Annotated in this window: 25 protein-coding genes; 19 read left to right on the top strand and 6 right to left on the bottom strand. The window is 70.3% G+C overall.

What is annotated here, in order from left to right; translation table 11 throughout:
* The first annotated feature begins 112 nt into the window (after window positions 1-112).
* Genes ku through P1K89_RS26660 form a run of 3 tightly spaced genes read left to right on the top strand, consistent with a single transcriptional unit; the run spans window position 113 to window position 2,659 of the window.
* Window positions 113-1,063 carry a non-homologous end joining protein Ku gene (gene ku / locus P1K89_RS26650; RefSeq protein ID WP_284619570.1) on the top strand — a complete coding sequence of 317 codons (951 nt, stop codon included), beginning with the start codon at window positions 113-115 and terminating at the stop codon, window positions 1,061-1,063.
* Window positions 1,060-1,965 carry a tetratricopeptide repeat protein gene (locus P1K89_RS26655; protein WP_284619571.1) on the top strand — a complete coding sequence of 302 codons (906 nt, stop codon included), beginning with the start codon at window positions 1,060-1,062 and terminating at the stop codon, window positions 1,963-1,965. The genes ku and P1K89_RS26655 overlap by 4 nt, the downstream gene beginning before the upstream one ends.
* A 19-nt stretch (window positions 1,966-1,984) precedes the next feature.
* Complete coding sequence (locus tag P1K89_RS26660; protein ID WP_284619572.1) at window positions 1,985-2,659, top strand: alpha/beta hydrolase family protein; 675 nt, start codon at window positions 1,985-1,987, stop codon at window positions 2,657-2,659.
* Window positions 2,660-2,686: 27 nt separating this feature from the next.
* Here the strand turns inward: P1K89_RS26660 and P1K89_RS26665 are convergent, their stop codons facing one another.
* Window positions 2,687-4,255 carry a methyl-accepting chemotaxis protein gene (locus P1K89_RS26665; protein WP_284619573.1) on the bottom strand — a complete coding sequence of 523 codons (1,569 nt, stop codon included), beginning with the start codon at window positions 4,253-4,255 and terminating at the stop codon, window positions 2,687-2,689.
* Window positions 4,256-4,423: 168 nt separating this feature from the next.
* Here P1K89_RS26665 and P1K89_RS26670 point away from each other — a divergent pair, with 168 nt between their 5' ends.
* A complete protein-coding gene (locus P1K89_RS26670) occupies window positions 4,424-5,389 on the top strand; it encodes a MerR family transcriptional regulator (protein ID WP_284619574.1) in 966 nt (321 codons plus the stop codon).
* A gap of 31 nt (window positions 5,390-5,420) precedes the next feature.
* Here the strand turns inward: P1K89_RS26670 and P1K89_RS26675 are convergent, their stop codons facing one another.
* A complete protein-coding gene (locus P1K89_RS26675) occupies window positions 5,421-5,693 on the bottom strand; it encodes a DUF2277 domain-containing protein (RefSeq protein WP_284619575.1) in 273 nt (90 codons plus the stop codon).
* Window positions 5,694-5,839: 146 nt separating this feature from the next.
* Between P1K89_RS26675 and P1K89_RS26680 the strand changes: the two genes are divergently transcribed.
* The 5 genes from P1K89_RS26680 to P1K89_RS26700 all read left to right on the top strand — a co-directional run bounded on the left by P1K89_RS26680 (window position 5,840) and on the right by P1K89_RS26700 (window position 8,379).
* Window positions 5,840-6,331: a cupin domain-containing protein gene (locus tag P1K89_RS26680; RefSeq protein WP_284619576.1), complete on the top strand. Its 492-nt coding sequence runs from the start codon at window positions 5,840-5,842 to the stop codon at window positions 6,329-6,331.
* 85 nt (window positions 6,332-6,416) lie between these two features.
* Window positions 6,417-6,824 (top strand): YciI family protein, encoded by a 408-nt coding sequence (locus P1K89_RS26685; RefSeq protein ID WP_284619577.1) that lies wholly within the window; start codon window positions 6,417-6,419, stop codon window positions 6,822-6,824.
* On the top strand, window positions 6,821-7,489 hold the full coding sequence (locus tag P1K89_RS26690; protein ID WP_284619578.1) for a histidine phosphatase family protein: 669 nt from the start codon (window positions 6,821-6,823) through the stop codon (window positions 7,487-7,489). Before P1K89_RS26685 ends, P1K89_RS26690 begins: the two co-directional genes overlap by 4 nt.
* An 80-nt stretch (window positions 7,490-7,569) precedes the next feature.
* A complete protein-coding gene (locus P1K89_RS26695; protein ID WP_284619579.1) occupies window positions 7,570-7,740 on the top strand; it encodes a hypothetical protein in 171 nt (56 codons plus the stop codon).
* Between the two features lie 39 nt (window positions 7,741-7,779).
* A complete protein-coding gene (locus P1K89_RS26700; protein WP_284619580.1) occupies window positions 7,780-8,379 on the top strand; it encodes a DJ-1/PfpI family protein in 600 nt (199 codons plus the stop codon).
* Window positions 8,380-8,403: 24 nt separating this feature from the next.
* Here P1K89_RS26700 and P1K89_RS26705 read toward each other — a convergent pair whose 3' ends face one another.
* Entirely contained in the window at window positions 8,404-9,879 is a 1,476-nt protein-coding gene (locus P1K89_RS26705; protein ID WP_284619581.1) for a DUF4139 domain-containing protein, read from the bottom strand.
* A gap of 167 nt (window positions 9,880-10,046) precedes the next feature.
* Entirely contained in the window at window positions 10,047-11,039 is a 993-nt protein-coding gene (locus tag P1K89_RS26710) for a zinc-dependent alcohol dehydrogenase family protein (protein ID WP_284619582.1), read from the bottom strand.
* A 170-nt stretch (window positions 11,040-11,209) separates the two neighbouring features.
* Here P1K89_RS26710 and P1K89_RS26715 point away from each other — a divergent pair, with 170 nt between their 5' ends.
* The 6 genes from P1K89_RS26715 to P1K89_RS26740 all read left to right on the top strand — a co-directional run bounded on the left by P1K89_RS26715 (window position 11,210) and on the right by P1K89_RS26740 (window position 14,672).
* A complete protein-coding gene (locus tag P1K89_RS26715) occupies window positions 11,210-12,112 on the top strand; it encodes a LysR family transcriptional regulator (protein WP_284619583.1) in 903 nt (300 codons plus the stop codon).
* A 58-nt stretch (window positions 12,113-12,170) separates the two neighbouring features.
* Window positions 12,171-12,419, top strand: coding sequence for a hypothetical protein (locus P1K89_RS26720; protein ID WP_284619584.1), 249 nt, complete (start codon window positions 12,171-12,173; stop codon window positions 12,417-12,419).
* Between the two features lie 23 nt (window positions 12,420-12,442).
* The gene (locus P1K89_RS26725; protein ID WP_284619585.1) at window positions 12,443-12,781 is read left to right on the top strand and encodes a TA system antitoxin ParD family protein; all 339 of its coding nucleotides are present in this window, start codon (window positions 12,443-12,445) and stop codon (window positions 12,779-12,781) included.
* Between the two features lie 187 nt (window positions 12,782-12,968).
* Window positions 12,969-13,364 (top strand): hypothetical protein, encoded by a 396-nt coding sequence (locus tag P1K89_RS26730; protein WP_284619586.1) that lies wholly within the window; start codon window positions 12,969-12,971, stop codon window positions 13,362-13,364.
* Window positions 13,339-13,593, top strand: coding sequence for a restriction endonuclease subunit S (locus P1K89_RS26735; RefSeq protein WP_284619587.1), 255 nt, complete (start codon window positions 13,339-13,341; stop codon window positions 13,591-13,593). Before P1K89_RS26730 ends, P1K89_RS26735 begins: the two co-directional genes overlap by 26 nt.
* Window positions 13,590-14,672 carry a PDDEXK nuclease domain-containing protein gene (locus tag P1K89_RS26740; protein ID WP_284619588.1) on the top strand — a complete coding sequence of 361 codons (1,083 nt, stop codon included), beginning with the start codon at window positions 13,590-13,592 and terminating at the stop codon, window positions 14,670-14,672. The genes P1K89_RS26735 and P1K89_RS26740 overlap by 4 nt, the downstream gene beginning before the upstream one ends.
* Window positions 14,673-14,751: 79 nt before the next feature.
* On the opposite strand, the gene P1K89_RS26745 is transcribed toward P1K89_RS26740, so the two are convergent.
* A complete protein-coding gene (locus P1K89_RS26745; RefSeq protein WP_284619589.1) occupies window positions 14,752-16,404 on the bottom strand; it encodes a S8 family serine peptidase in 1,653 nt (550 codons plus the stop codon).
* Window positions 16,405-16,619: 215 nt separating this feature from the next.
* Here P1K89_RS26745 and P1K89_RS26750 point away from each other — a divergent pair, with 215 nt between their 5' ends.
* From P1K89_RS26750 to P1K89_RS26765, 4 genes are all read left to right on the top strand, one after another.
* Window positions 16,620-17,168, top strand: coding sequence for a hypothetical protein (locus P1K89_RS26750; protein WP_284619590.1), 549 nt, complete (start codon window positions 16,620-16,622; stop codon window positions 17,166-17,168).
* A 99-nt stretch (window positions 17,169-17,267) separates the two neighbouring features.
* A complete protein-coding gene (gene lysM / locus P1K89_RS26755; RefSeq protein ID WP_284619591.1) occupies window positions 17,268-17,783 on the top strand; it encodes a peptidoglycan-binding protein LysM in 516 nt (171 codons plus the stop codon).
* 109 nt (window positions 17,784-17,892) lie between these two features.
* Window positions 17,893-19,074, top strand: coding sequence for an acyl-CoA dehydrogenase family protein (locus P1K89_RS26760; protein WP_284619592.1), 1,182 nt, complete (start codon window positions 17,893-17,895; stop codon window positions 19,072-19,074).
* Between the two features lie 132 nt (window positions 19,075-19,206).
* Entirely contained in the window at window positions 19,207-20,100 is an 894-nt protein-coding gene (locus P1K89_RS26765; RefSeq protein WP_284619593.1) for a hypothetical protein, read from the top strand.
* Here the strand turns inward: P1K89_RS26765 and P1K89_RS26770 are convergent.
* A complete protein-coding gene (locus P1K89_RS26770; protein WP_284619594.1) occupies window positions 20,082-20,510 on the bottom strand; it encodes an NUDIX hydrolase in 429 nt (142 codons plus the stop codon). The two genes, P1K89_RS26765 and P1K89_RS26770, sit on opposite strands and share 19 nt — an antisense overlap.

Here is a 20,510-nt window from a genome sequence, read left to right on the forward strand (position 1 = left end):
ACAGTGCCTCGCGCTTTCCAGCGTGCAGGGGGCGCCGCTATGCTGCGCCCATCCCCGACTGCGATCGGCTGGCGCGCCATTTGCTGCTGCGCCGCCTCAGGAGCACTTGCCCATGGCCGCCCGTTCCATCGCCTCCCTGACGCTCAGCTTCGGCCTGGTGTCGATCCCGGTGAAGCTGTATTCGGCGACCGAATCGTCGTCGACGGTGCGCTTCAACCTGCTGTCGAAGGACGGCTCGCGGTTGAAGCAGCAGTACGTGTCCGACAAGACCGGGCAGGTGATCGAGCGGGCCGAGATGGTCAAGGGCTACGAGTTCGAGAAGGACCGCTTCGTGCTGTTCTCGCCGGACGAGCTGAAGGCGCTGGAGGAGGCGTCGACGCACGTCATCGAGATCGTCGCTTTCGTGCCCGAGAAGTCGGTCGACCCGCTGTACTACGACAAGGCCTATTTCCTGGCGCCCGACAAGCGCGGCGGCAAGCCCTATGCGCTGCTGATGGCCGCGATGCGCAAGAGCGGCCGCTGCGCGCTGGCGCGCTGGAGCTGGAAGGCCAAGCAGTACGTCGTGCAGGTGCGCGCGCAGGAGGACGGCCTGGTGCTGCAGCAGCTGCTGTACGCCGAGGAAGTGCGTTCGATGAAGGACCTGGGCATCGAGCCGGTGCCGGTGACCGATGCCGAGCTGAACCTCGCGCTGCAGCTGATCGAGCAGATCTCGCAGGACAGCTACGACCCGACGGCGTTCCAGGACGAGGAGAAGAAGCGCGTGCTGGCGGCCATCGACGAGAAGATCGCCGGCAAGCACATCGTCGCCTCCGAACGCGCCGAGGCGCATGAAGGCGCGCAGGTCATCGACCTGATGGAAGCGCTGCGCGCCAGCCTGGGCGGTGGCGCGAAGGCCGGCAAGGCGGCGGCCAAGGCCACGAAGCCCGCCGCGGCGCCGGCAACGGTCGACGCCATTCCCGCCGGCGCGCTGAAGGAGCGCAAGGCCGCGAAGCGCGCACCGGCGGTGGTGGAAGAAGCGGCGGCTGCCGCACCCGCGCCCGCGCGCGCCCGTGCCCGCAAGTGACCAAGCCGCCCGCGCGCGGTGACACACCCGACGCGCCTTACACGCTCAAGCGCCTCGAGGAGATGCTGGGTCTCGGCCGCGGCGTCATCACCGGGCTGATCGAGGCCGGTTTCGTCGCACCCTCGCGCGGCGCGCGCAACGAATACCGCTTCACCTTCCAGGACGTCGTGCTGCTGCGCACCGCCTACCAGCTGCGCGCGGCGCGCATCCCGGCGCGGCGGGTGCTGAGCTCGCTGAAGCAGCTGAAGGCGCGGCTGCCGCAGGAAGTGCCGCTGTCGGGGCTGCGCATCACCGCGGTCGGCAGCGACGTCGCGGTGCGCGAGGGGTCGACCGCGTGGAATGCCGAAAACGGCCAGCTGCTGATCGACTTCGAGGTGGCCGCGGCGGGGTCGGGCACGGTGGCCTTCCTGGAGCATGCGCTGCCCGCGGCGCCGGCCGCCGCGGCAACCGCCGAGGCCGCTGCGCTGCCTGCCGAGGCTGCTGCAGCGCCAGCTGACGATGCCGACGCCTGCTTCCGGCGCGGCGACCGGCTGGAACGCACCGATCCCGCCGGCGCGGAAGCCGCCTACCGGCAGGCGCTGGCGCTGGACGCGGGCCATGTCAACGCGGCGCTGAACCTCGGCGTGCTGCTCGGCGCCCACGGCCGTGCGGCCGACGCGCTGGCGGTCTACGACGCCGCGCTGGCGGCCATGCCCGACGAGCCGCTGCTGCACTTCAACCGCGCGATCGCGCTGGAGGACGACGGCCGGCCCTTCGACGCACTGGCCGCGTACAACGCCTGCCTCGCGCTGGCGCCCGAGCTCGCCGACGCGCACTTCAACGCCGCCCGCCTGCACGAGGAGCTCGGCCAGATGCAGGGCGCGCTGCGGCACTACAGCGCCTACCGGCGGCTGCAGCCGTGAGCGCCCCGGCGAGCGGCCGATGAGCACCGTCGAAGCGCTGCGATTCGAGGTGCCCGGTGCGGGCGAGGTGTCCGCGCTGCTGCAGGCACCGGCCGCGCCGATCGCGGGTTATGTGCTCGGCCATGGGGCCGGCGCCGGCATGCAGCATGCGTTCATGGCCGCGCTCGCCGCCGCGCTGGCCGAGCGCCGCATCGCGACCTTGCGCTACCAGTTCCCGTACATGGAACGCGGCAGCAAGCGGGTCGACCCGCCGCCGGTCGCGCAGGCCGCGGTGCGCGCCGCGGTCGCCGAGGCCGCGCGGCGCTGGCCCGGCCTGCCGCTGCTGGCCGGCGGCAAGTCCTTCGGCGGCCGCATGAGCTCGCAGGCGCAGGCGGCCGCGCCGCTGGCCGGCGTGCGCGGCCTCGTCTTCGTCGGCTTCCCGCTGCACCCGGCCGGCGCGCCCGCGAAGCAGCGCGCCGACCACCTCGCGAACGTGCAGCTGCCGATGCTCTTCCTGCAGGGCACGCGCGACGAGCTGGCCGATGCGGCGCTGCTGGCCGAGGTCGTGCGGTCGCTGGGCGAGCGCGCGAGCCTGCAGTGGTTCGACGACGCCGACCACGCGTTCCACGTGCGCGCGAAGTCCGGCCGCACCGATGCGCAGGTGCTGCAGGCGCTGGCCGACGTGATCGCCGGCTGGGCGGCGGCGCTGGCCTGACGGCGCCGCCGGCCTGACCGCGCCGCGCTACGCCGGCTCGGCCGCCAGCCGGAAGGCGCTGACCGCCTGCACCAGTTCGCGGGCCTGCTGGCTCAGGCTCTCCGCCGCGGCGGCGCTTTCTTCCACCAGGGCCGCGTTCTGCTGCGTCACCTCGTCGAGCTGACCCACGGCCATGCCGACCTGCCCGATGCCGGTGCTCTGCTCCTGTGTCGCGGCGCTGATGACCTCGATCAGCGCGGTCACCTGCTGCACCTGCGCGACGATGTCGCGCATCGTCGTGCCGGCGTCGGCGACGAGGCGGCTGCCCAGCTCCACCTTGCCCACGCTCTCGCCGATCAGGTCCTTGATCTCCTTCGCCGCTTCCGCGCTGCGCTGCGCGAGGCCGCGCACTTCGGACGCCACCACCGCGAAGCCCTTGCCATGCTCGCCGGCGCGCGCGGCCTCCACTGCGGCATTCAGCGCCAGGATGTTGGTCTGGAAGGCGATGCCGTCGATGACCCCGATGATGTCCGCGATGCGGCGGCTCGACGCGGCGATCTGCTCCATCGTGCCGACCACCTGGCCCACCACGTCGCCGCCCCGCGCCGCCACGCTGCTGGCCGAGGCCGCCAGCTGCGTCGCCTGGCGTGCCGTCTCGGCGTTCTGCGTCACGGTGCTGGTCAGCTGTTCCATCGAGGCCGCGGTCTGCTGCAGGTTGCTGGCCTGCTCTTCGGTGCGCTGGCTCAGGTCGGCATTGCCCGTTGCGATCTGCCCGGAGGCGGTGGCGATGCTGTCGCTGCTGGCGCGCACCTGGCCGACGACGCGGCGCAGGCTGTCGGTCATGTCCTGCAGTGCCGCCAGCAGCTGGCCCGTCTCGTCGCGACGGTCCACCCGGATCTGCAGGCTCAGGTCGCCGGCGGCCACGGTGCGCGCGACGAGCACGGCCTGTTCGACCGGCTTGGTGATCGAGCGGGTGATGAGCCACGCGGCCGCCACGCCCACGCCCACGGCCGCCACCACCAGCACCACCATCAGCAGGCGCGCCTCCCGATAACTTTCGGCGGCCGCGGCGGCCGCCCGATCGTTCAGCTCGTACTCCAGCGCCACGAGCTCCCCGGTGGCCAGCATCCACGCCCGTTGCGCCGGATGCGCCTCCTCCAGCAGCAGGCGGGTGGCGGCGGCCACGTCGTCGGCCGCCGCCAGGTCCACCACGCGGTCCATCAGCGGCCGCGCCTGCACCTTCAGCTGCTGGATGCGCGCGAACAGTTCCTTCGCCCGCGGGTCCTTCTCGGGGCGCGCGATGAACTGCGCCAGCCGGGCCTCCGCCGCGTCGTACTCTGTGCGCGCTGCCTGCAGGCTGTCCCGCTCGGCGCCGCGGTTCTGCGCGTTCGCCGGCAGCACCATGTTGCGGGCACCGAGGGCGATCTGGCTCAGGGCCATGCGCATCGCGTCGGCCAGCTTGACCTCGGCGTTGTCCTGGGCGATCTCCTCGATGCGATGCTGTTGCTGCGCCATGCGGCCCATGGCCAGCAGGGCCACGGTCAGCAGCAGCGCCAGCAGGATCCCGAAACCGAGGCTCAGACGGACGCCGATCCTCCAGTCCATCAGGCTCTTCATGTGTTCATCCTTTCGCGTGCGGTTGCTCGGACGGGCTCGCGGGGCGCTTCGGGTGCGCCAGCGAGTCCAGCGTGCTTTGTCGTCATTTGTCCTGGACAAGTTGAGTGTAAGTTTCAATGTAACTGTCGATTTCAGCAAATACATGCAAAAATTGACCTAGACATGCCGATGCCTTCCCGCCGAAACACCGCTGCGGGCGCGATGACCATCGCCGCCGTGGAGCGCGATACCGGCCTGCCCAAGGACACGCTGCGCGTGTGGGAGCGGCGCTACGGCTTTCCCGCGCCGCAGCGCGACGCCGGGGGCGACCGGATCTACCCGCCCGACCAGGTGATGCGCCTGCGTGTGCTCAAGCGCCTGCTCGACGCCGGCCACCGGCCGGGCGCGCTGATGCGCTGCAGCGCCGACGAGCTCGCTGCGCTGCTCGAACGGCCGCAACAGCGCCGCGCGGCGGGCGGCCCGGCGGGTGCGTCACCCGACGATCCGCGGCTGCAGGCGCTGGCAGCGCTGGTGGTCGCGCAGGATGTCGAGGCGCTGCGCGCGGCGCTGTCGCAGGCCCTGGTGGCGCACGGCCTGCGCGGCCTGGTGCTGAACCTGGTGGCGCCGCTGACCACGGTGGTCGGCGAGGCCTGGGCGCGCGGGGACTTGAGCGTCGCCGGCGAGCACCTTTACTGCGAGGTCGTGCAGGTGGTCCTGCGGACGGCGCTCGCATCGCTGCCGCCGGGCCGGACGCCGCGCGTGCTGCTGTGCACGCTGCCGGGCGAGCTGCACGGCCTGGGCCTGCTGATGGCGCAGTCGATCATGGCGGTGGAGGCCTGCAGCACCGTCTCGCTGGGCACGCAGGTGCCGGTGCCGGAGATCGCGCAGGCCGCGCGCCACCATCGGGCCGACATCGTCGCGCTGTCGATGTCCGCGGCGGCCCATGGTGAAAGTGTTCTGCACGCGCTGCGCGACCTGCGCGAACTGCTGCCCGCGCAGACCGCGCTGTGGGCGGGCGGCGCGTGTGCCGCGCTGCACCGGCGCACGCCGCCGGGCGTGCGCGCCTTCTCGTCGCTGGAACAGATCGCGCCCGCGCTGCAGGCCTGGCACGGCGCCGTCGACGCAGCCGGGGCGGACCGGCCGCCGACGGCCTGACGCGGCGCGCGAAGCGCCGCGTGCCGGCCGCTCACCCCGACGCGAAGCGCTGGGCCGAGCGGGCGCGGGCCTTTTCGGCCTCGACCTCGCGGTTGCGCGGCTCGGCCGTCGTCACCATCGAGCGGATCAGCGTGCGCGCGCTCGCCGCGACCTCCTCCACGGCCCGTTCGAAGGCCGCTTCATTGGCCTTCGACGGCACGGTGAAGCCGCTGAGCTTGCGCACGAACTGCAGCGAGGCGTCGCGGATCTCGAGCTCGGTGGCGGGCGGCTCGAAGTTGAACAGGGTCCTGATGTTGCGGCACATGCGGAAGGGGCTCGATGGCGGCGAATCAGCTGATCGTAGCCAGCCTGCGGCCGGCGGTGGCGCATTGCCCTGCCGGCACCGACGTTGCCCCGCCGGCTCGACCACGGGCACGTAGGATCGGCATCCGACCGGTTCCCTGATCCGCCATGTCGACCCCTTCGACCCCCGCCGCGCTGCGCGCCCTCGACGTCGCACTGCATCCGCGGCAGACCGCCTACCCCGAACCCTTCGCGGCCATGGTCAAGGGCCGCGAGAAGCGACGCCTCGGCGAGGTCTTCGGCCTGAGCAACTTCGGCGTCAACCTCACGCGGCTCAAACCCGGCGCGGTGTCGTCGGTGCGGCACCACCACAGCCGGCAGGACGAGTTCATCTACGTGCTCGAAGGCACGCCGACCCTGCGCACCGATGCCGGCGAGACGCGGCTCGAGCCCGGCATGTGCGCCGGCTTCAAGGCCGGCAGCGGCAACGCGCACCAGCTGCGCAACGACAGCGCCGCGGACGTCTGGTACCTCGAGGTCGGCGACCGCCAGAGCGGCGACCGGGCGGTCTATCCCGACGACGACCTCGCGGTCGAGGTGGCCAACGGCGTGCCCGTCTACCGGCGCAAGGACGGCACGCCGTTCGGGCCGGCGGCCTGATGCGGGACCGGACCCGGCGTGCCGGCGCGTGCCGGCCGGCGGCTATGCTTCACGCCGCCGCCGTTGCCAGCCTGCGAGATCCGCGATGAAGTCCACGTCCCTGATGCTGACCCTGGCCGCCACGGCCGTGCTGAGCGCGGCCGCGCACGCGCAAACCGCAGCCACCGCCGCCGAGGCGCCGGCCGGCGCGCTGTTCGCGGTCGAGATCACCACCGGCCCGGCCTGGGACGCGGCGAAACCGCCGCAGGAACAGGCGCACTTTCGCGAGCACTCGATGAATCTGAAGCGCCTGCGCGACGAGGGCCACCTGGTGATGGGCGCGCGCTATGCGGACAAGGGCCTGGTGCTGCTGCGCGCGCCGAATGCCGACGCGGCGAACGCGATGATGCAGCAGGACCCGTCGATGCAGGCGAAGGTGTTCCGCTACGAGCTGCACGAGTTCCGCGTGTTCTATCCCGGCACCGTGCCGGCGGCGCCCCGGCGCACCCCGTGACGCGGCGCCGATCGACGCCGACTGGCGGGGCGCCGGCGGCCCTCCCGGCCCTCCCGGCCATTGCGGCACTCGCGACCCTCGCGGCGCGGGCGCTCGTCGCCGCCGCGCTCGGCCTGGGCGCGTTCGCAGCAACAGCGCAGCCATCGCTCGTCATCCTGGTGCGCCATGCCGACAAGGGCAGCGAACCGGTGGGCGACCCCTCGCTGTCGCCGGCCGGCGAACGCCGCGCCGAGGCGCTGGCGCAGGCGCTCGGCTCGTCCGGCGTGACGGCGATCGTGACGTCGCAGTTCCGCCGCACGCAGGAGACCGCGAAGCCGCTCGCGCGCCGGCTCGGCATCGAGCCACAGGTGGTCGCCGCGCGGCGCGGCGAAGGCGCGGCGCACATCGCCGAGCTGGTGCAGGCGGTGCGTGCGCAGCGCGGCACCGTGCTGGTGGTCGGCCACGGTGACACGGTGCCGATGCTGATCGGTGCGCTCGGCGGCCCGCGCCTGCCGTGGTTGTGCGAGACGAGCTACGGCCAGGCCTTCGTGCTGAGCCTGGCGGTCGCGCCGGTCGCCGGTCCGGCGTCCCCGCCGGCCGCAGGCGCTGCGGCCGCAGCGCAGGTGCCGCTGTTGCGGCTGCGCTATGGTGATCCCGATCCACCATCTGCCGACGGCTGCCTCTGACGCGCCTCCACCCATCCGCGGTGATAGGGGGTTGAAATTCCGGGCCTGTGCGTACGCGGCCCAGCCCCCACGTGGTGGCGATGAAGATCAACCTCAACTGGAAGCGGCCGCTGTTCTACGTGCTGCTGCCGGTCCTGGTCTTCATGTGCTTCGTCGGCTTCCCGCCGCCGTTCCCGCCGCCGAACCGCACGCGGCCGGCGCAGGAGCAGTCGGCGCCGGCCGAGGAATACCAGCGCGACGCGCAGTCGTAGAGTCGGCGGTCACGACTCGCTGCCCCAAGGAACCTGACGATGCGTCCCGACGTCGCCGTGCTGCTGTACCCCGGCTGCATCTTCGGGGAGATCGCGCCGGCGCTGGAACTGCTGGCGCCGCATTGCGCGCTGCACGTCCTGACGCCCGACGGCGCGCCGCATGCCGCGTCGAACGGCACGCGGCTGCTCGCCGATGGCCGGTACGACGATGCGGTCGGCCGGCCGCTGGCGGCGGTGATCGTGCCCGGCGGCGACCCGGACTCGATCATCGATCCCGGCCACGCGAACGCGGTGCTGCGCAGTGCGCGCGAACGTGGCGCGCTGCTGGCCGGCATCTGTGCCGGCGTGCTGGTGCTGGCGCGCAGCGGGCTGCTCGTCGGCCGGCGCGCGACGCACAACTACACCGCCGAGCACACCACGCCCGAGGTGCTGGCCTGCACCGATCCGATCTTCGCGGGCGTGCGCTTCGAGCGCGCCGACCTGGTGGTCGACCCACCCTTCATCACCGCGCAGTGGTGGGCGCGCGCGACCTTCGCCGCCGCAATCGCGCAGGCGCTGGGCCTGCTCGACGAGGCCGGTGCGCAGCGCTGGCTGCAGCGCGACCGGTTCTCGTACGACGACGCGCCAATCACGCGTTAGCACCCGCCCGTCCGACCGACTCGCTCAATACCGCACCAGCACCCGGTACTTCAAGGTCGTGCTGCCACCCGCGGGCACGCTCACCTGCCATTCGGCGGTGCCGGCAGCCACCTTCGCGTGCCTGTGCGATTCCTGCAGCATCGTCCAGTCGCCCGGCACCGGCTCGCGCACGGTGACCGTGACGTCCTCGGTCTTCGCATTGCGCAGCACCAGCTCGTAGGCGCTCTCGAAGACGTAGCTCGCGCGGTTGGTCGGCTCGCGGCGCTTGAAGTCGGTCTGCTTCTTGTCGGCGGTGACGTCGAAGGCCTCGCCGAGCTTCAGCCGCACGGTCTCGTTCTTCGGCGTGTGGTCGATGCGGTCCTCGCCGACGAACTGCGCATTGCCGGCGCCGTCGCGCTTGTAGACCCGCACCACGCCCTTGGGCAGCGGCATGCCGAGGCGCGAGGCTTCCTTGTTGCCGAACTCGACGAAGACGCCGACCTTCAGCTTCTTGCCGATCTCGCCGACCGAATCGCTGTAGTAGTGCGCCGCGCCGGACAGCAGCAGCTCCTTCTTCACCGGCACGCCGGCCGCGTTCATCAGCGCGACCTGCTTGGTCTGGTTGTCGGCGATGGTCGTCGGCCGGCCCAGCGTGTACAGGTGGTATTCGAACAGCGACTCCTGAACCATCGGCGCCGGGGCTGGCGCGGCGGCCAGCGCCTTGCGCTGCATCAGGTCCTGTGCCGGGCGCATCTCCTCGCGCACACGGTTGAGGTCGCCGGCCACCAGTTGCAGCTTCGCGTTCGGATAGGCGGTGCCGCTGCGGTTCGTCAGCGTGACCCAGCCGCTGAGATCGAGCGACCTGTCGTCGGGACTCAGCTCGGCCACGTAGTCGGCCTGCCACGACAGCCCGCCGGTCAGGTACGACAGCTCCAGTGTCTGGGCGCCGGCCGGTCGTTTGTTGAGCAGCTGCGTCACCAGCGTCGGCCGGTCGCGCAAGGTGGCCGGCACGCCGTCGAACACCAGCCGCCCGGGCAGGCCGGTCTCGATGCGGTCGCCGATCTTCAGCACCACGCCGGCATTCGCGGCCAGCACCTCGGCGGTCTCGATGGTCTCGGCGCCGGTGGTCGGGTGCGTGCGCACCACACGCACCGTGCGGCCCACCGCCTTCTCCAGCAGCTTGGCCGGCGTCAGCAGGTCGAAGTCGAAGTTCTGCTCCAGCAGCTCGAAGGCGCCCGGCTGCGTGATGCTGCGCAGCAGCGCGGTCTTGGCCTGCATCTGCGCGCTGACGTCGCGCAGCGCCAGCGCATTCGCGCCGCCGTCGAGCTTCACGCTGCGCGTGTCCTTCACCAGCGCGAGGTTCTCGTTGTAGATCGTCACCGCGACCGACTGCTGGTCGGCCAGCGTGCTGCGGCGTTCGGGCGGGGTGGCCTGGGCCTGCGCGAGCGGCAGGGCCAGCAGCGCCGCGGCCACGGTGCACAGCGCGAACGGAAACAGACGGCGGTAGGGCGCCTTCGACATGGTTTCTCCAGTGAACGTCGACGAGCCGCGGAGCGGGCTCGTCGGGTTGCACGGCGGAGAAGCGCGAACGGGGTCAAGCGCGGGTCAAGCCCATTCGCGAGCGGCGTCGAGGCGGGTGGATCCGGCGCGGCCCGGACCCCGGCGCAATCGACCGGGGCGCGTGCCGTTCAGCCCTCGTGCCGCGGCACGATCAGGATCTTGCCGTCGCGTCCGCCCGACGCCGCAGCGGCCACGGCTTCCTTGATCTGCGAGACGTCGTAGGTGGCCTGGATGGCCGTGCGGAGCTGGCCGCTGGCGATCAGCCCGGCCAGTTCGCCGAGCAGCGCGCGCGTGCGGGCGGGCGGCGTGATGCGGTACCAGCGTGCCAGCCAGAAGCCCTTCAGCGTGATGTCGCGGAAGACCAGCTCGCGCGGCGAGACGACGCAGGGTTCGCCGCTCAGCGCGCCGTAGTTGACGACGGTGGCGCCTTCGGCCAGCGTGGCCGCCAGCCGCATGGTGGCCGCGCCGCCGACGGCATCGATGCCCAGCTTGATCGCCGCGCCGTCGGTGGCGGCCTTGACGCGCGCCGCCAGGTCGTCGCCATCGACCACCACCACGTCGCCGCCCTGCGCCTGCACGCCGGCCACGGCCGACTCGCGGCGCACCACGTTCACCGTCTTGAAGCCGCGCTGCTTCGCCAGCTGCGTCACGTAGCTGCCGACGCCGGAGTTGGCGCTGTTCTGGATCAGCCAGTCGCCCGGCTGCAGATGGCCGAAATCGCTGAGCAGCAGCGCGGCGGTCGGCGGGTTGACGGTCAGCATTGCCAGCTGCTGCGGGTCGGCCTGGTTCGGCAGCGGCACCAGCGCTGCGGCCGGGGCCACCAGGTGCGTCGCCCACGTGCCGCTGCCCGGCGGCAGCAGCACCGTCTGGCCGACGGCAGGGCCTTCGGTCTGCGGACCCAGCGCCACCACGCGCCCGACCCCTTCGCTGCCGCCCACCGCGGGCAGCGGCGGCAGGATGCCGTACTGGCCGGTCAGCGTCAGCACGTCGCTCGGGTTGATCGGCGCGGCCAGCACGGCCACCAGCGCCTGGCCGGCGGCGAGGGCGGGGGCTTCGAAGGGCACGGCGGCGATGACGTCTTGCGGCACCGGGCCGCGCTGGGTGTACTGGGCTTTGAGCACGATGAAGGGCCGGTTAGTTTGCGGTGTGTGAATGCTCGGGCAAACTGACTCGTGAGGGAATCCGTCGCAGTCGCCAAATTCTTTTGTCGGAATGACAACAAAGCCGGCGACAACCAGGCCCCGGCGCCTGAACCCGCCGGGATTCAGCAAGAGACGCCAGGAGGGACGCCATGGACAAGCTGCGCGCGATGCACTACCTGCTGAAGGTCGCTGACACGCTGAGCTTCTCGCGCGCCGCGAAGTCCTTCGGCGTGCCGGCGTCGTCGATCTCGCGCCGCATCGCCGACCTGGAGGCCGAGCTGGGCGTGGAGCTGCTGCACCGCACGACGCGCACGGTGCGGCTGACCGAGCTGGGGGCGCAGTATGTCGAGCAGGTGCGCGCCGGCCTGGCCCAGCTGGACGATGCCGGGGAGCTGGTCGGCCAGCGCGGCAGCACGCCCAGCGGCACGCTGCGCATCAGCGCGATGCCCAGCTACGGGCAGGTGCTGCTGCTGCCGGCGCTGCAGGACTTCAGCGCGCGCTACCCCGACATCCTGCTCGACCTGCACCTGAGCGACGCGGTGGTCGAGCTCGGCCGCGACCAGGTGGACATCGCGATCCGCGGCACCCGTCAGCCCGAAGGGCGCGTCGTCGCGCGCAAGCTCGATCCCAACCACTTCATGCTGGCCGCGTCGCCGCAGTACCTGAAGACCAAGGGCATGCCGCGCACGCTGGACGACCTGCAGGACCACCAGGCCTTGCTCTACCGCGGTCCGAACGCACTCATCAAGTGGCACGGCCAGGACGACGACGGCTGGCGCGAGCTGGCCGTGCCGCCGGCCTTCATCAGCAACGACGGCGCCGCCCTGATCGCGATGGCCTGCCAGCACCGCGGCCTGGTGCTGCTGCCCGAATGGGGCCTGAAGCCGTACCTGCAGCGCGGCGAGCTGCTGCCCGTGACGATGGACCAGCCGGTGTCGGTGGGCCGCGGCGGCGAGGCGGGCATCTACCTGATGTACCTGCGCACCCGCTACCAGATTCCGAAGGTGCGGGTGGCGGTGGACTTCCTGGTGGAGCGGTTGAGGGCGGGGTGAGGCGTGAAGAAGAGAAGCGCGACGTCCTGCGGGCCGGCGCCGAACTCTGGCATCCTGCATGCTTGAAACGGCCATCTATCAACGCAGCGAGGAGGGCGCGACCATGCAGACGCTTGACGAGATGCGAGACCGCAGGCTGCTGACCGACGACCAGCACGCCCAGATCGGCGCGTGGATCACCCGCGCGCGCACGCCCGAGGGGATCATGGCGATGCCGCCGTCGCTGTGGCGCAAGCTGGAGCTGGCGAGTGTGCTGATGAACATCGACGCGGATCTGTCGCAGCCGCCGGTGATGAGTGGGCCGTGACGACACGAACCGGGCACCCGGGCATGAGCAGCAAGTCGATCCGCATTTCGTCCGAGCTGTTCGAGCACGCGCAGCGCCAAGGCGAGATCCTGTCACGTTCGGCGTCGCAACAGATCAACCACTGGGTGCGTTTGGGCGCCATGGTCGAGCAAAGCGACCTGTCGCTTGGCGAGTTGCTTGTGCTGCTGCGCGGCGAGATGGCGGGCGGCCAGCGGCCGGAAGGCGTGCTCTGGGCTGCCAAGCGCGCACAGCAGGCGCGCGACATCGCGGCCATTGAGTCCGGCCAGGCGAGCAACGAGTCCATGAGTTGGTTCTCGGGCGGACGAGCGCGGCGGGCAAAGGCCATCGATTCGCCGTTTTGAGCCTTGCGATGGGTGGCACTGCGCACGCAGGCGTCTCGGGCGCCGTACCGAGCGCGGCGCCGAGCTGACCCCAAAGCGCAGCAACGCTGCAGAGGGTCAGTTGGGTCGAATGCCGCATTTTGGCGCGTGAACTGTAGTAGACGATCTACCGATCGACATGATCGGCACTGGGGGAGTGGCGCGTGACATGACACCTGAAGCCAAAGCGCGGCAGCAGATTGACCAGAAGCTGGAAATCGCCGGCTGGGTTGTTCAAGACATGAGGCAGCTCAACCTCGCCGCTGGGGTTGGCGTGGCGGTGCGCGAGTACCCCACCGACACCGGCCCGGCCGATTACGTGCTCTTCGTCAATCGCACGGCCTGCGGCGTGATCGAAGCCACGGGCGAGATCATCCGTTTCACCGACAACGCCGACCCTGCACCCCGCTCGATTGTGTATTGCTGGCTTTGGTCCCAGTACGAACAAACTCGTCGAGGGGCCAGCGGCAACAACCAACCCGCGCTGAACAAGTCCATCGTTGAGAGCATCGCAAATGCCATTGGCGCCGCCGGCGGAAATGACAGAAGTTGTGCGGTTGGTTGAATCTGTACTGGACCAGGTTGCTGCACAGGAGAACGCCATCGCTCTTGCCCTCAAGCAATCCACTGCCCAACGCCAAGACATCCTCCGCGCCGCCTTCGCCGGCCAGCCCGTGCCGCAGGACCCGAACGACGAACCGGCCTCGGTACTGCTGGAACGCATCCGCGCCGAACGGGATGCTCGGGCAACCCAGCAGAAGCCCCGGGCCCGCAAGGCCAGGGAGCCCGCATGAGCAAGGCCAAACCCCCGGCCGCGAAGCCGCAGGCCCGCGCGGCGGCGGTGGATGCGGCCGGGCTGCTGGCCGATCTGCGCGGCTTGATCGAGCAGTCCCGGCGGGCGGCCGCGGCCGCCGTGAACGCGAGCCTCACCCTGATGTACTGGCGCATCGGCGCGCGCATCCGCCACGAGGTACTGGGCGGTGAGCGGGCTCGCTACGGCGCCGAGATTGTCGTGACGCTGTCGCGACAATTGGCGGCCGACTACGGGCGTGGCTTCGAAGAGAAGAACCTGCGGCGCATGGTGCAGTTCGCCGAGCTCTTTGCCGATGAAGACAAGGTCGTGACGCTGTCACGACATTTGAGCTGGTCGCATTTCCTGGCGTTGTTGCCCCTCAAGGACCCGCTGGCCCGCGAGTTCTACGCCCAGATGTGCAGCCTCGACCGCTGGAGCGTGCGCACCTTGCGCGATCGGGTGGACTCGATGCTGTTCGAGCGCACGGCGCTGTCTCGCAAGCCCGATGAGCTGACCCGCCTTGAATTGGATGCGCTGCACGCCAAGGGCGAGGTGACGCCGGCCCTGGTGCTCAAGGACCCGTATGTGCTCGACTTCCTGGGCTTGCACGACCGCTACCTGGAGAAAGACCTCGAAGACGCCATCCTGCGCGAGCTCGAAACCTTTCTGCTCGAACTGGGGGCCGGCTTCAGCTTCGTGGCGCGGCAGCGCCGCATCCAGCTCGATGGCGACGACTTCTACCTCGACCTGCTGTTCTACAACCGCAAGCTGCGCCGGCTGGTGGCCATCGAGCTGAAGCTGGGCGAGTTCAAGGCCGAGTACAAGGGCCAGATGGAGCTGTACCTGCGCTGGCTGGCCAAGAACGACCAGGAGCCGGGCGACGCGCCGCCGCTGGGCATCATCTTGTGCACCGGCAAGAAGCACGAGCAGATCGAGCTGCTGGAGCTCGATAAGTCGGGCATTCACGTGGCCGAGTACCTCACCGTGCTCCCCCCGCGCGAGGTGTTCCAGCAAAAGATTCACGACGCCATGGTGCAGGCGCAACTGCGGCTGGTCCACAAAGATTCCACCCCCGAATGAACACTTCGGCATGGAGGCCGACGACCGCGACGCGCTCACCTACGAGCGGCAGGGCGTTTCTGCGCTCGGGTCCTCATTGTCAACGACCCTCTTCCACCAATCGTTCGACGACGGCGCGAACCTTCTTCGTCACTTCGGACCAGGCTTCATGCTGATCGTCGAACGACGTGACCGGGAGCTTTCCTTTGCGCGGCACTGCTTCAAGCTTGGCGAAGGGAGCCGCCTCCCAGTCGCATGGGCGAGCGATGACAGGAATGACCACTGCCGCATCTTCATTGTGGCGTTCGAGGGCCCGCGTCATCTCGGTGCTCCAGCAGTAGTCGGAGGCCAGGAAGTGCGATGAGATCAGCATGATGAACACATCACTGTCCTCCAGCCTCTGCTTGATCGCCTTCTCCCATTCCGACCCCGCATCGATCTCCTGGTCGTACCAGGTTTCCAGCAAACCCTGGCGCTTGAGCCCGGCCAGGTGCTTCTGCAGTTCCTCCCAGAGCGTCAGGTCTGCATGGGCATAACTGCACATCAGTCGAACGACGATGCGCTTCGCGGGTCGCTCGCCTTGATCGGCTCGTGCGGCATGGCGTGCTACGGCGATCGTGTCGCGATGAGCCGTCTGCGGCTGCGGTGCGGCGATTGGCCCGAAACGGCTCCTTGCCATATCGAATGCCGCCTCCAGGTTCAGAAGGCCGCGCCCTTGAAAGTTCTGATCGCGCTTGAGGTCGAGCGCACTGTCCAAGAGGATTCGCTTGACCTCCAGCGGCCGCCCGATGAGCCCAGGAAATGCGCCCTGAAGCGCCGCCGCGGCGCCGGCCACCATGGCTGCTGAAAACGACGTACCACTGCTCTGCGTGTAGCCTGATGTCGGTGCCGTGCGTTTGGCCGACTCGTTGGGGCAACAGCAAACGATCCGCTCCCCCGGTGCAACGATGTCCGGCTTCAGTCTCCCGTCCCGGGTCGGGCCCTTGCTCGAGAAGTAAGAAACGCCTGCCGTCTCAGGTATCTCGCGATGCGTCGATCCGACGGTGATTGCAAGTTCCGCATTGCCAGGATCGTCAATCGAACCCAATCTGAGGGATGGCCGTTCGTCGCCGCCATGTGCTTCGATGAAGCCTTCATTGCCTGCCGCGACCACCACGCAGATGCCCATTCGGACCATGCGGTCGATTTCAACGCACAGGGGGCTCATGCCACAGGGGTAGATCGACGAGTCGAACTCGCCGCCAAGAGCGAAGAGAACCCCGTGAACTCTGTGCACGCGCCCGAAATCGTTCATGGCCTGGAGTCTTCGCAGGCCTTCGAGGATCGTGGCGTCATCGCTTTGCCCGTCGGGTCCCAGCACCTTGACCGAGAGCAGGCGACACGGGGGTGCCACGCCCGACAGATCCGGCAGCGGCTCACGAATGGGTGACGACTTGGCTTTGCGTCTGGCGCCGCCCAGTTGGGGCGGAAGCGGCAGGCCGTTCTCGAGCGTGCCCTCGCCTCGCAGCACTTCGCCGGCAACGATGCCGGCGATCATCGTGCCATGGGAATCCCAATCCTTCAGCGGCGAGGCGCCCTGTGCGGCAGCGGCGGTCAGATCGATGTGCTCGAGTCCCGCAGGCAGATCGAGATTGCGGTGGCGTCGGAAGTGCACGTGCCGTTCGCTGATGCCCGAGCTCACTATCGCCCAGACAACTTGGCCCGCAAGCTCCCGGACTTGATCCTTGAGTCTTGCCGCGCGAATGGTTGCCATCGCTAGATGCATCTGACCTCCCGGCAAGCCACGGTGTCGCTGGCGCAGTCTACCGCCCGACCTGTCCCTCCCATGCGCGGGGAGCGGATCGTCGCATTTCGCCCAGCGCCATCGCACGCAATAAGCAACGTCAATGGCAATGCCGCGCGCCAAAGCCCTGCCGACTGTTATCCTCCCCAACGCTCCATTCCCGTCTTCCTTCCCATCGCGAAACGATGAATCACGGTTTCCTGGCCCCGCAGTTCGGCCTCGGCCGCTCCAGCACGCAAGCTCCTGACGAGGGGGCGTACCCGACAGCAACGTCCCCCTGGGGTCCGACAGCGCCGGAGTCCGGCCCCACCGTCACGTTCAAGCGCCGCCGCCTCGTCGAAGGGCCCGATGTGGCGCAGGAAGACGTGCCCACCACGCCGGCCAAGGCCCCCAAGGTCTTCACGTTGCAGGCGCCGGCCCTGCCCACCCCGCCGCGGGAAGCGGAACGGGTCGACCACACCGCTGTCGATGCGGAGCCCCCGTCCGTGCCCAAGCTGCGCCGGCGCCGCGACCCCTCGCGCGCGCCCACGCTCGTTCAGCACGTCGTATTCCAGCCCGAGCCGCCGGTCGCAACGGTCGCCGGCGTCGATGCGTCCGAGCACCACCAGGCCGACAACAGCACCAGGGCACCGCGCAAGGCCTCGATGAAGTCGGACGCGGCCCCCGGCACGGCCACCCGCCGCCGGGACGCCGCCGCCGCACTCGACGCCCATTTCAAGCGCCTCGGCTTCTGACCGAATTTTCCGGGCCGGGCCCTTGACGCCCGGACGCCCGCCCGGGCACACCGCTTGCCCATAAGCCGTCTCCCGACACGATCACACGGAGACAAGCCCATGAGCAGCCTGTTCAAGTTCCTGCGGAACGCCGGCGAGAAGCTGTTCGGCGGCGGTGAAGCCAAGGCGGCGCCGGCCACCGCGCCCGGCGGCGGCATGAGCGCGAATGCCGCGCGGGCGATCGCCGAGTACATCCGTGCACAGCAGCTGCCGGTGAAGAACCTGCAGGTCAGCTTCGACGGCCCGAGCGGCACGGTGGAAGTGCATGGCGAGGTGCCCGACCAGGCCACGCGCGAGAAGGTGGTGCTGTCCTGCGGCAACGTCGACGGCGTCGAGGTCGTGCGCGACGAGCTCACCGTGGCCACCGAAGGCGCCGTCAACCCGGCGGCCGCGGCGCAGGCCGAGCCGCCGTCGCGCCTGTACACGGTGCACGAAGGCGACACGCTGTCGAAGATCGCCAAGGAGATGTACGGCAATGCCAATGCGTACATGAAGATCTTCGATGCCAACAAGCCGATGCTGAAGGATCCGGACAAGATCTATCCGGGCCAGGTGCTGCGGGTTCCCGCGGCCTGATCGTCGGCCGGCGCGGTCCGGCGACCCGTCCGGCGGCCCAGCCGGCGACCCATCCGGCCCGCGCTAAGCTCGCACCGCCCCGCGCGTGAAGCGGGGAGGGTGCGAGACCATGCCGCTGCAATTCACGCGCTCCTGGAGCGATCCCGACCTCGAGGCCTTCCGCGACGCGTGCGTGCGCTTCATCGAAGCCGAGGTGCTGCCCGGCGACGAAGCGGCGCGCAAGCGCGGCCATGTCGGCCATGCGCTGTGGCGCAAGGCGGGCGAGCTCGGCTTCCTGTGCACCGACATCCCGTCCGAATTCGGCGGTGCCGGCGGCGATTTCCGCCACGAGGCGGTGTTCGACGAAGAGATGGCGCGCCGCGCGCTCACCGGCATGAGCACCTCGGTGCACTCGATCGTCGCGCACTACTTCCTGAACCACGGCACCGATGCGCAGAAGCGGCATTACCTGCCGAAGCTGGCGCGCGGCGAGCTGGTCGGCGCCATCGCGATGACCGAGCCCGGCGCCGGCTCCGACCTGCAGGCCGTGCGCACGCGCGCCGAGCGCCGCGGCGACCACTGGGTGATCAACGGCAGCAAGACCTTCATCAGCAACGGCTACCTCGCCGGCGTGGTGCTGGTGGTCTGCAAGACCGATCCGACCCAGGGCGCGCGCGGCACGTCGATCCTGATCGTGGACACCGGGCGGGCCTCCGACGAGGACCCCGGGCTGGCGGCCGGCACCCCCGGCTTCCGCGTCGGCCGCATCCTCGACAAGATGGGCATGAAGGCCCAGGACACCTCGGAGCTGTTCTTCGACGAGCTGCACGTGCCGGCCGACAAGGTGCTTGGCGGCGAGCCGGGCCAGGGCTTCTTCCAGCTGATGAGCGACCTGCCGTACGAGCGCCTGATCATCGGCGTCGCGGCACTCGCCGGCATGGAAGGCGCCTACGACGCGACGCTGGCCTACGTGCGCGAGCGCCAGGCCTTCGGCCAGCCGATCGCCGCCTACCAGAACACACGCTTCAAGCTGGCCGAGGCCGCCACGCAGATCATGGCCGGCCGCGCCTTCGTCGACCGCTGCGTCGAGGCGATCGTCGCCGGCACGCTGGACACCGCCACCGCGTCGATGGCCAAGCTGTGGGGCTCGGAGACGCAGGGCCGCGTGCTCGACGAGCTTCTGCAGCTGTGGGGCGGCTACGGCTACATGAACGAGACGATGGTCGCGCGCATGTACACCGATGCGCGCGTGCAGCGCATCTATGGCGGCACGAACGAGATCATGAAGGAGGTGATCGCGCGCAACCTGTAACGCCGGGTTCCGTAACGCCTATCCTGAGCGGGGATTTGCGCCGCGATGCACCGAATTGGGTAGCATCACGGCTCTCCCCCGGCGGCCCGGCACGCACGCCAGCCGCCTTCCACGCGTCAAGGAGGGCCTAACGTGACATTCGAGCGGCCGGCGCAGTTGGACATCTTCGAGCACAGCCACGATGTTGCGCTGCGCAATGACGCCCTGGCGGCGATAGACCGGCGTGATGCCGCTGCCGCGGCCGACGCGGCCGATCGCCTGGCGGCCGAATCTCCCGACGATGCGCTGCTGCCGGCGCTGCGCGAGCTTGTCGCCACGCTGGTTCCGCCGTGCACGGCGCTGTTCCTCGACCACGACGCGCTGGCCGCCGCGCGCCGCGAGCTCGACGAGCGCATCGCCCCGGCGGCGCAGCGCGCGTTCGGCACGAAGGACGCGCAGGCGTGGCTGGCGCCGCACTGGATCGAGCTGGCCCAGCGCGCCGAGCTGCTGAAGTTCCGCCCCGACCGGCCGCAGGACCATGCGGCGCCGCTGTTCATGCGCGCGCACCAGTGGAAGGCCGCCGCGAGCGCGATCGCGTCGATCGAGAACTGGCGCCGCCAGACGCAGACGCTGGCCTGGATGGCCGAGGCCAAGCTGCATGCGCACGGCCTGGGCGCCTGCTGGCCGGTGGTCGCCGAGCTGGCGTGGCTGGCGCCGTCGGCGCTGGCCGACCTGGCCCGCCGCGCCGTGCCCGACCCGCTGCTGTGCCAGCTGGTGCGCCGCTTCGCCGCGGTCTTCGACGGCGCCGGCGACGAAAGCGACCTGGCCTGGTTCCCCGCTTGGCTGCTGATCGACCGCCCGGACCTCGAAGCCGGCCTCGCGCACGCGCCCGCGGCGCAGAACAGCGCGCCCGAACGCGCGCTGCGGCTGCTGCTGGAACTGCTGGGGCTGGAGCGCCGCGGCGAGCACCAGGCGCTGGTGGAACGCCGTGAGGCGCTGCGCAGCTTGAGCGCGCCGCTGTACTCGGCCTACCTCGCGACGCGCTGAGGCCCCAGCGCGTCGCGCAGGAAGCGCAGCGCGTCCACGTACACCCCGTGCCAGTCTGCGCCGGGCGCGCCGTGCAGCCGGTGCCAGAAGAAGCGGAAGACATGGCCGCCGTCGTCGGCGCATGCATGCGTCCAGCCATCGGGCATCGGGCCGACGCAGTGCACCCGCTGGAAGGACCAGACCTGGCCGCGAAAGCCGCTGGGCCAGTCGCCCAGCGCGCCTGCCGCCACGGTTGCCTGCAGTCCGGCTTCCTCGGCGAGCTCGCGCAGCGCTGCCTGCGCGGGCGACTCGCCCGGCTCGATCGTGCCCTTGACCAGTTGCCGGCCGGCCAGCGGATGAACGAAGGCGAGGATCTCGGTGGCGGTGCCTTCGCCGCGCAACACGACCGGGCAGGCCTTGGTCGGTGTCAT

It is taken from the genome of Aquabacterium humicola (assembly GCF_030167915.1).
Classification (GTDB): domain Bacteria; phylum Pseudomonadota; class Gammaproteobacteria; order Burkholderiales; family Burkholderiaceae_C; genus Pseudaquabacterium; species Pseudaquabacterium humicola.

Excerpts from the sequence above, each read along its gene's own strand:
- P1K89_RS26660 (WP_284619572.1), top strand. The coding sequence starts at position 1,985 with ATGAGCACCGTCGAAGCGCTGCGATTCGAGGTGCCCGGTGCGGGCGAG.
- lysM (WP_284619591.1), top strand. The coding sequence starts at position 17,268 with ATGAGCAGCCTGTTCAAGTTCCTGCGGAACGCCGGCGAGAAGCTGTTC.
- P1K89_RS26720 (WP_284619584.1), top strand. The coding sequence starts at position 12,171 with ATGCTTGAAACGGCCATCTATCAACGCAGCGAGGAGGGCGCGACCATG.
- P1K89_RS26695 (WP_284619579.1), top strand. The coding sequence starts at position 7,570 with ATGAAGATCAACCTCAACTGGAAGCGGCCGCTGTTCTACGTGCTGCTG.
- ku (WP_284619570.1), top strand. The coding sequence starts at position 113 with ATGGCCGCCCGTTCCATCGCCTCCCTGACGCTCAGCTTCGGCCTGGTG.
- P1K89_RS26670 (WP_284619574.1), top strand. The coding sequence starts at position 4,424 with ATGCCTTCCCGCCGAAACACCGCTGCGGGCGCGATGACCATCGCCGCC.
- P1K89_RS26685 (WP_284619577.1), top strand. The coding sequence starts at position 6,417 with ATGAAGTCCACGTCCCTGATGCTGACCCTGGCCGCCACGGCCGTGCTG.
- P1K89_RS26745 (WP_284619589.1), bottom strand. The coding sequence starts at position 16,404 with ATGGCAACCATTCGCGCGGCAAGACTCAAGGATCAAGTCCGGGAGCTT.
- P1K89_RS26740 (WP_284619588.1), top strand. The coding sequence starts at position 13,590 with ATGAGCAAGGCCAAACCCCCGGCCGCGAAGCCGCAGGCCCGCGCGGCG.
- P1K89_RS26705 (WP_284619581.1), bottom strand. The coding sequence starts at position 9,879 with ATGTCGAAGGCGCCCTACCGCCGTCTGTTTCCGTTCGCGCTGTGCACC.
- P1K89_RS26680 (WP_284619576.1), top strand. The coding sequence starts at position 5,840 with ATGTCGACCCCTTCGACCCCCGCCGCGCTGCGCGCCCTCGACGTCGCA.
- P1K89_RS26675 (WP_284619575.1), bottom strand. The coding sequence starts at position 5,693 with ATGTGCCGCAACATCAGGACCCTGTTCAACTTCGAGCCGCCCGCCACC.
- P1K89_RS26730 (WP_284619586.1), top strand. The coding sequence starts at position 12,969 with ATGACACCTGAAGCCAAAGCGCGGCAGCAGATTGACCAGAAGCTGGAA.
- P1K89_RS26700 (WP_284619580.1), top strand. The coding sequence starts at position 7,780 with ATGCGTCCCGACGTCGCCGTGCTGCTGTACCCCGGCTGCATCTTCGGG.
- P1K89_RS26715 (WP_284619583.1), top strand. The coding sequence starts at position 11,210 with ATGGACAAGCTGCGCGCGATGCACTACCTGCTGAAGGTCGCTGACACG.
- P1K89_RS26750 (WP_284619590.1), top strand. The coding sequence starts at position 16,620 with ATGAATCACGGTTTCCTGGCCCCGCAGTTCGGCCTCGGCCGCTCCAGC.
- P1K89_RS26770 (WP_284619594.1), bottom strand. The coding sequence starts at position 20,510 with ATGACACCGACCAAGGCCTGCCCGGTCGTGTTGCGCGGCGAAGGCACC.
- P1K89_RS26725 (WP_284619585.1), top strand. The coding sequence starts at position 12,443 with ATGAGCAGCAAGTCGATCCGCATTTCGTCCGAGCTGTTCGAGCACGCG.
- P1K89_RS26665 (WP_284619573.1), bottom strand. The coding sequence starts at position 4,255 with ATGAAGAGCCTGATGGACTGGAGGATCGGCGTCCGTCTGAGCCTCGGT.
- P1K89_RS26735 (WP_284619587.1), top strand. The coding sequence starts at position 13,339 with ATGACAGAAGTTGTGCGGTTGGTTGAATCTGTACTGGACCAGGTTGCT.
- P1K89_RS26760 (WP_284619592.1), top strand. The coding sequence starts at position 17,893 with ATGCCGCTGCAATTCACGCGCTCCTGGAGCGATCCCGACCTCGAGGCC.